5 protein-coding genes and 2 pseudogenes are annotated in these 7,675 nt (G+C 39.4%); all 7 read left to right on the forward strand.

Annotated features, from left to right (window positions below):
* Positions 1 to 89, forward strand: a pseudogene (locus tag FTU05_RS16860) (IS5/IS1182 family transposase); the annotation flags it as partial.
* 238 nt (positions 90 to 327) lie between these two features.
* Positions 328 to 1,377 (forward strand): NADP(H)-dependent aldo-keto reductase, encoded by a 1,050-nt coding sequence (locus FTU05_RS16865; RefSeq protein ID WP_180166119.1) that lies wholly within the window; start codon positions 328 to 330, stop codon positions 1,375 to 1,377.
* Between the two features lie 347 nt (positions 1,378 to 1,724).
* The gene (gene clpB / locus FTU05_RS16870) at positions 1,725 to 4,304 is read left to right on the forward strand and encodes an ATP-dependent chaperone ClpB (protein ID WP_180166121.1); all 2,580 of its coding nucleotides are present in this window, start codon (positions 1,725 to 1,727) and stop codon (positions 4,302 to 4,304) included.
* Between the two features lie 231 nt (positions 4,305 to 4,535).
* Positions 4,536 to 5,366, forward strand: coding sequence for a hypothetical protein (locus tag FTU05_RS16875; protein WP_180166123.1), 831 nt, complete (start codon positions 4,536 to 4,538; stop codon positions 5,364 to 5,366).
* Positions 5,366 to 6,916: a GH3 auxin-responsive promoter family protein gene (locus FTU05_RS16880; RefSeq protein ID WP_180166125.1), complete on the forward strand. Its 1,551-nt coding sequence runs from the start codon at positions 5,366 to 5,368 to the stop codon at positions 6,914 to 6,916. Before FTU05_RS16875 ends, FTU05_RS16880 begins: the two co-directional genes overlap by 1 nt.
* A 1-nt stretch (position 6,917) precedes the next feature.
* The gene (locus tag FTU05_RS16885; RefSeq protein ID WP_180166127.1) at positions 6,918 to 7,553 is read left to right on the forward strand and encodes a hypothetical protein; all 636 of its coding nucleotides are present in this window, start codon (positions 6,918 to 6,920) and stop codon (positions 7,551 to 7,553) included.
* Positions 7,554 to 7,610: 57 nt separating this feature from the next.
* A pseudogene (locus FTU05_RS18060) lies at positions 7,611 to 7,675 on the forward strand (helix-turn-helix domain-containing protein); the annotation flags it as partial.

Genomic DNA, 7,675 nt, shown 5'->3' on the forward strand with positions numbered 1-7,675 from the left:
GAGGAATTGCCACAAGATACGATAAGCTAAAACGTAACTATCAAAGCGCTGTTGCTTTAGCTTGTATATTTATATGGTTGCCTCTTTAGCTCAATTTATCGGCTGTAAATGTCAACACACCCTAATCATTCTTCTAAATAAAAAAAAGCAAACTCAGGGGTTTGCTTTTTTTATGTCTATTCATTTCTCACTATTATATCTGAACAAGCTTTTCTCACATTTTTTGACAAATAAACAGAAAATTATGATTTAAACAAAGCCGATATCTTAGGTAAGCTACTTCGTGACTTATATATTGATATTTAAAATAAAGAGGGAATTTGTGGCATGCAATTTAAACCATTGGCACATAGCGGAATTTTAGTTCCAGAAATTTGTTTAGGCACTATGACGTTTGGTGAACAAAACACCCAAGCAGAAGCTTTCGAGCAATTGGATTATGCTTTAGAGCGTGGTCTTAACTTTTGGGATACTGCAGAAATGTATCCTGTCCCACCGAAACCTGAAACCCAAGGTTCCACTGAAACTATTATTGGTAACTGGATTGCAGCTCGCGGTGGACGCGATAAATTAATCTTAGCTTCAAAAATTGCAGGTCCGTCACAAGGTGGCAGTCATATTCGAGATGGACAAACCAAATTTATTGCCTCAGAAATTGAGTCTGCACTAGATCAATCTCTTCAGCGATTACAGACGGATTATCTTGACTTATACCAGTTACATTGGCCGCAACGTCCTACCAACTTTTTTGGTAAATTGGGTTATGGCAATGCCGAAGCGAACAGTACGCAAACTATTACCAATTTAGAAGAAACGTTGGTTGCTTTAAGTCAGGAAGTGAAAAAAGGCCGAATTCGCTCAATTGGTCTATCTAATGAAACGCCATGGGGAACTTTAAAATTCCTACAACTTGCAGAAATACATGGTTTAGAAAAAATTGTCAGTGTGCAAAATCCTTATAGTTTATTGAACCGTACTTATGAAATCGGTTTATCTGAAATTGCACACTACGAAGGCGTGGGCTTATTGGCATATTCTCCATTGGCATTTGGTTATCTAACAGGTAAATTCCGTCATGGTGCGCGTCCTGCCAATGCTCGAGTGACACTATTTTCACGCTTTAGCCGCTATTCAAATGCGGAGAGTGAATGGGCAACAGAACAATATGCACAATTGGCTGAACAGCATGGTTTAACGTTGACACAGTTAGCCCTTGCATTTATTAAGCAGCAATTCTTTGTCACCAGTACAATTATTGGTGCGACGAATCTAGATCAGTTGAAAGAAAATATTGATGCTTTTGAGGTAAATTTATCAGAAGACATTTTAAAAGGGATTGAAGCTATTCATCGCCAACAGCCAAATCCTGCACCTTAAGCTGAACTTTTTAGTGGATTAAGCAAAAGCCTGCATGTAAATGTGGGCTTTTTTGACATTTGTATTATTTAAGCAAATGGAAAATCATTGAATTTTATTGTCAGAAAGTCAGTTGAGTTGACAAAAAAATTGCCTAAAAATACATATGTATTTAAACAATATAATAAAGTACTAAATTCTTCAATAAATGACTTGAAAAGTATTCTATTTATACCAATATTATAATTGAGATTTATCTTTATCTTAAAATTAACTCATTGAAAAATATTTAAAAAATGTATTTGAAATTTTAAATATGACTCCCATATATGCTTCAAGTACAGAATTTGTTGTGAGGTATAACAAGAATGCGATTTGAAAAATTCACAAACCGTTTGCAGCAAGCATTATCCGATGCACAATCATTAGCAATGGGGAAAGACCATACAGCCATTGAAGGAATCCATATTCTTTCGACATTGCTTGAAGAGCCTTCGAACCAAAGCTTGTTACAACAGGCAGGTGCTAATCTTCCTGAGTTAAAAACCAAGCTTCAGCAAGCCCTACAGGATACTGCCACCATTGCGACGCCGACAGGGGACATCAACCTAAATCCTGAAGCAGTCAAAGCGCTAAATTTAGCCGATAGTTTTGCGCAAAAAGCTGGAGATGAGTTTCTTTCTACAGATTGGGTGATTCTCGGTTTAGCTGAAACGGGTAAAACCAAAACCTTATTAAATAGTGTAGGCGTAACGACAGATAAATTACGTAGTGCAATTGAACAAATACGAGGCGGTGAACAAGTAATGAGTAATAACCACGAAGATCAACGTGATTCACTCAACAAATATACCTTAGACCTCAATGCACGTGCATTAGAAGGTAAGCTAGATCCAGTTATTGGTCGTGACGAAGAGATTCGCCGTACCATTCAGGTTTTATCACGTCGTAGCAAAAATAACCCAGTACTGATTGGTGAGCCGGGTGTGGGTAAAACTGCGATTGTAGAAGGTTTGGCACAGCGTATTGTCAATGGCGAAGTCCCTGAAAGTCTGAAAGGCAAACGTGTACTTTCACTCGACCTAGGTTCATTGCTTGCAGGTGCAAAATACCGTGGTGAATTTGAAGAGCGACTGAAAGCAGTTCTAAAAGATTTGGCCAAATATGATGGCGAGATCATTCTCTTCATTGACGAATTACATACGCTTGTTGGCGCAGGTAAAGGTGATGGTGCAATGGATGCAGGGAATATGCTTAAACCTGCGTTGGCACGTGGCGAACTTCGCTGTGTAGGTGCAACCACCTTAGATGAGTACCGTCAATATATCGAAAAGGATGCGGCATTAGAACGCCGTTTCCAAAAAGTGATTGTTGATGAACCGAGCGTGGAAGACACCATTGCGATTTTACGTGGTCTAAAAGACAAATATGCAACCCATCATGGTGTGCAAATTTTAGACTCTGCAATTATTGCTGCGGCAAAAATGTCGCACCGTTACATCACAGACCGTCAGTTGCCAGATAAAGCCATTGATTTGATTGATGAAGCAGCATCACGAATCAAAATGGAAATTGACTCTAAACCAGAGCCACTTGACCGTTTAGACCGTCGCCTAATTCAATTGAAAATGCAACTTGAAGCCGTAAAAAAAGATGCGGATTCGGTGTCGAAGGCTGAAGTTGAGCATTTGGAGAAACAAATTGCTGAAGTTCAAAAAGAATATAGCGATTTGGAAGAAGTGTGGATTGCGGAAAAACGTCTGGTTGACGGCACGAATCAAGCTCAAATTGAGTTAGATAAAGCACGCACTGCCTTTGAAAAAGCACAACGTGAAGGTGATTTAGCAGAAGCGAGCCGTTTGCAATATGGAGTCATTCCTGAGTTGCAAAAACGCTTGAATGAAGAAGAAATTGCGGAGGTGAATGAAGAGCCGAAACTGATTCGTACCAAAGTCACTGAAAATGAAATCGCTGAAGTGGTAAGTGCAGCTACAGGTATTCCTGTTGCAAAAATGCTACAAGGTGAACGTGAAAAACTCTTACACATGGAAGAGTTCTTACATAACCGTGTAGTCGGTCAAGATGAAGCGGTCGTAGCAGTATCAAATGCGGTGCGTCGTTCTCGTGCAGGATTATCCGATCCAAACCGCCCAAGTGGTTCATTCTTATTCCTTGGGCCAACAGGTGTAGGTAAAACTGAGTTAACCAAAGCTCTAGGTAACTTCTTATTTGACAGTGATGATGCGATTATTCGTATCGATATGTCAGAGTTTATGGAAAAGCATTCGGTGAGCCGTTTAGTAGGTGCGCCTCCGGGCTATGTGGGTTATGAAGAAGGTGGTGTGTTAACCGAGGCTGTTCGTCGTAAACCTTATAGTGTAGTGTTGTTTGATGAGGTTGAAAAAGCACATCCAGATGTCTTTAACATCTTACTTCAAGTGTTGGATGATGGTCGATTAACAGACTCACAAGGCCGTGTGATTGATTTCAAAAACACCGTGATCGTGATGACCTCGAACTTAGGTTCAACCGATGTTCGTGAATTAGGTGAAAACCCGTCGAAAGACGAAGTTCGCGCTGTGGTTATGGCTGCGGTATCTGAACATTTCCGACCTGAATTTGTGAACCGTATTGATGAGTTGGTGGTTTTCCACTCTTTACAAAAAGCGCAAATTCGTGGCATTGCGGATATTCAGTTGGATCGCTTACGTTCTCGTTTGGCAGATAAAGACATGAGTCTGGCGGTTGAAGATAGTGCTTTTGAATTACTTATCGATGCTGGTTTTGACCCTGTGTATGGCGCACGTCCTCTGAAACGTGCTATCCAACAACAAGTTGAAAATACATTGGCACAGAAAATCTTATCAGGTGCTTTCCAACCGGGCGATACGATTGTCGTTCAAGCGGAAGGAGATCACCTAACTTTTGAAAAGTTAAAACTCAACTAAAAAGCACAAATTAGCTACGTTCAGTTGTAAAAACAGAAACCCGGTTTAGGCCGGGTTTTTTAATTTTACGCTTGTCGTAATTTTCGTTTAAATACGTAAAGTTCATTGCATTTCATCATTTTCACCCACTAATATGACGTCCGCACACATCCAACGAGATGACTGTGTTCTGTAAAACAAAAACAATATCGCTCGTTCATCATGAATGAATGGCAACAGGGAATTATGATTATGATGGAATTTAAACTGCTTAGGCAGATCAAAAAAGAACCTTATAGTTTATATAAACGTACAGATGACATCACTGTTCAAGAACTCAAACGCATGTATGGTATTTACCAAAAATATTATGCCAATACCCGTTATGAAATTTTTGAACGCGACTTCTTAGAAAAAACCGGTGTTTTTTTCATTATTGAACCGAAAAATAATCAAATTGTCGGATTCTCGACGGTTATGGAGCGTGACTTTATTGTTGATGGTAAAGCCCGACATGCTTTTTTCAGTGGTGATACCATTATTGAGAAAGAGTATTGGGGGAATCGTGCATTAACTAGAGCAATGTTCCGTTATATTATTAGTTTTAAATTTCGTCATCCAAGAACACCTATATATTGGATTTTAATCTCTAAAGGCTTTAAAACTTATCTGCTCTTAGCCAATAACTACTACAGCTACTATCCACACTATGGTGAGAAAAATGCTCATCTCAAAGACTTTGTTGAATCGTACTGTAAAGAATACTTCTCAGAATATTATAACCACGAAACGGGTCTGCTGAATTTTGGCGAAGACTATCAACCACTCAAAGCAGATGTTGCGCCCATCACCCATGATATGCGCGAAAATAATACCAAGATAGCTTTCTTTGAAGATAAGAACCCAACTTGGGTCGATGGAACAGAACTTCCGTGCATTGGTGAATTACGCTGGAGCGATTTATACCGTTATGTAAATCGATTCTTAACCAAGACTACCAGTGTGAGTAAACATGACAGCAAGTTACGTTATAAGTCTCGTACATTGCATATTGCGACAGGTTCAGACTCGAAGGTGGCCTAATGGGATTGCTTCTCACCACTGCACATCAAGTTTTGAATATTGCCTGCCGCAAAGCGTTTCAACGCTATACACAGCAGGCAAATCAGCTAGAAAATGTGCAACGTAAAAAATTAAGCCATTTTTTAAAGCAGCACATTTCGCAAAATTTAAGCTATGAGCAATTTGCCAAAAAGTATCCACTTTCTCGTTATAGCAATTGGAAAAGCCAAATTGAACAATCCAGACAAAGTGGCAAAAATAGTTTGGGGCCTGAAAAAATTGTACGGTTTCAACCCACCAGTGGGTCGAGTGAAGCAATTAAATTCATTCCCTATACTCAGGCTTTTTTAGATGAACTGGATGAGGCTATTGGTTTATGGCTGACTAATTTATATCGGACACACCCACAACTTAAAAATTCAACGCATTATTGGTCGGTTTCATGGTTGCCTGAAAGCCAGCGAAAGCTTTTAGAAAATAGTAATTTGAATGATGATAGTGCGCTCCTTAATCTGTCGAAGCGAGTGCTGAGTAAAATTACCCAGTCGGTACCGACTGAAATTGCGATGGCAAGTTCAGCCGAAGATGCCATGTTTGCAACTGCGGTGTATCTCGTTGCAGATAAGCATTTAGGCATGATTTCGGTATGGAGTCCTACATTTGCTTTGCAATTGTTGGATATCATTCAAGAACATCAAGCTGAAATTGTGCAGGTCTTGAAAACTGGACAATGGCAACGTGAGGGATTGAGTTTTCTGCAAGTTCCTAAATCTTGTCAACAATGCTATCGCTTACAAGACTTGGATTTGACCCAAGCAACGGCGTGGAAAAAACTGTGGCCTAAACTCAGTCTGGTTTCGAGTTGGGATACAGCGAGCGCAGAGCAATGGGCAGTACAGCTACAGCAACGAATTGCAGGGGTGGCATTTGAGGGTAAAGGTTTATGGGCAACTGAAGGCGTAGTGACGATTCCATTTGCAAACCGTTTTACCTTAAGTTATCAGTCACATTTTTATGAATTTATTTTGCAAGACAGCCAAAAAGTGGTGTCATCTTGGCAACTGAAAATAGGCGATATCGTTAGTCCTGTGATTACTACAGGTTCAGGATTAATTCGTTATGTGATTGATGATGAATTAGAAGTCACCGACTTTTATCAGCAAGTGCCATGTTTTAAATTTTTAGGTCGAAAAATGACGGTTGATTTGGTTGGAGAAAAGCTCGACCACAATGCTGCAGTTAAAGTCCTTGCAGAGTTTAAACAAGCGGATTATTTGCCGATTAGTATCTTGGGTATTGAACAATGTTCGGTTAAAAAACCACACTATATTTTACTCAGTGAAGGCAATGTAGATAAACAACCATCCGCTCAAGCACTAGACCGTTTGCTTAAACATAATTTTCATTATGAATTGGCACGCGATCTAGGGCAGTTGGATGAACCTGAAGTGGTACATGTACAAGATGCTTGGGACTACTACAAAACACTCGCCATGAACAATGGCATGATTGAAGGGAATATTAAGCCTGAGCCGCTTAAGAAAATGAAAACAAAAATAATTGAGTATTGAGATGGATATCGATGTGTTAGATGCACCGTTCGATGAAACGGCGCTATATCATTCAAAGAATGAGACTAAGTTTGCGGTTCGAAATGCGACTGTCGAAGATGATGAGCAACTAATGAAAATTAGTGCTGAGACTGTGCCAAGTAATGGTATTACCTTATCTTATGAGCGTCACCCGAGTTATTTGGCTGCTAGCCATGCACAGTATAATCGACCAGATTTAAAAGTGGTTGTCCCTGTGGATGATCCATCTATTGTGATTGCGATGATGAATTTGGGATGGCGTTATTGTTATATCAATGGTCAGCCTGACCTAATGCGTTATGTTGCCGATTTAAGAATGAATCCAGCTTATCGTGGTGCTAAAGTCATGCGTTTATTAATGGACTATGTCCATGATGAAATACCACAAGATACGATTTTTGAAAGTGTGGTTTTAAATGCCAATACTGTTGCTGCTAGTATTTTACATCATGAAAGATCAGGTTTTCCGTTGCCATATTTTTATGACGAAATCCGAACCTTTACTGTTTCACAAGCAGTGAAACCAAAAGCTTTCAATCAATATCAATTTAAAACCCTGACTGCTGAACGTGTAGATGAAGCAAATGATTTCATTTTAAAAATGAAAGACCATTAAGTTGACAAAAATAACTAATCATGCGAAAAAGTTTTTTTAGTTAACAGATGTTCACACATGCCTCGAATTGTTTCTGTACCACTTAGTTTAGAACAGCGAGAACGACTCATTTTTCTGGCCAA

Source organism: Acinetobacter sp. YH12049 (assembly GCF_013419875.1).
In the GTDB taxonomy this organism is placed as follows: Bacteria; Pseudomonadota; Gammaproteobacteria; order Pseudomonadales; family Moraxellaceae; genus Acinetobacter; species Acinetobacter amyesii.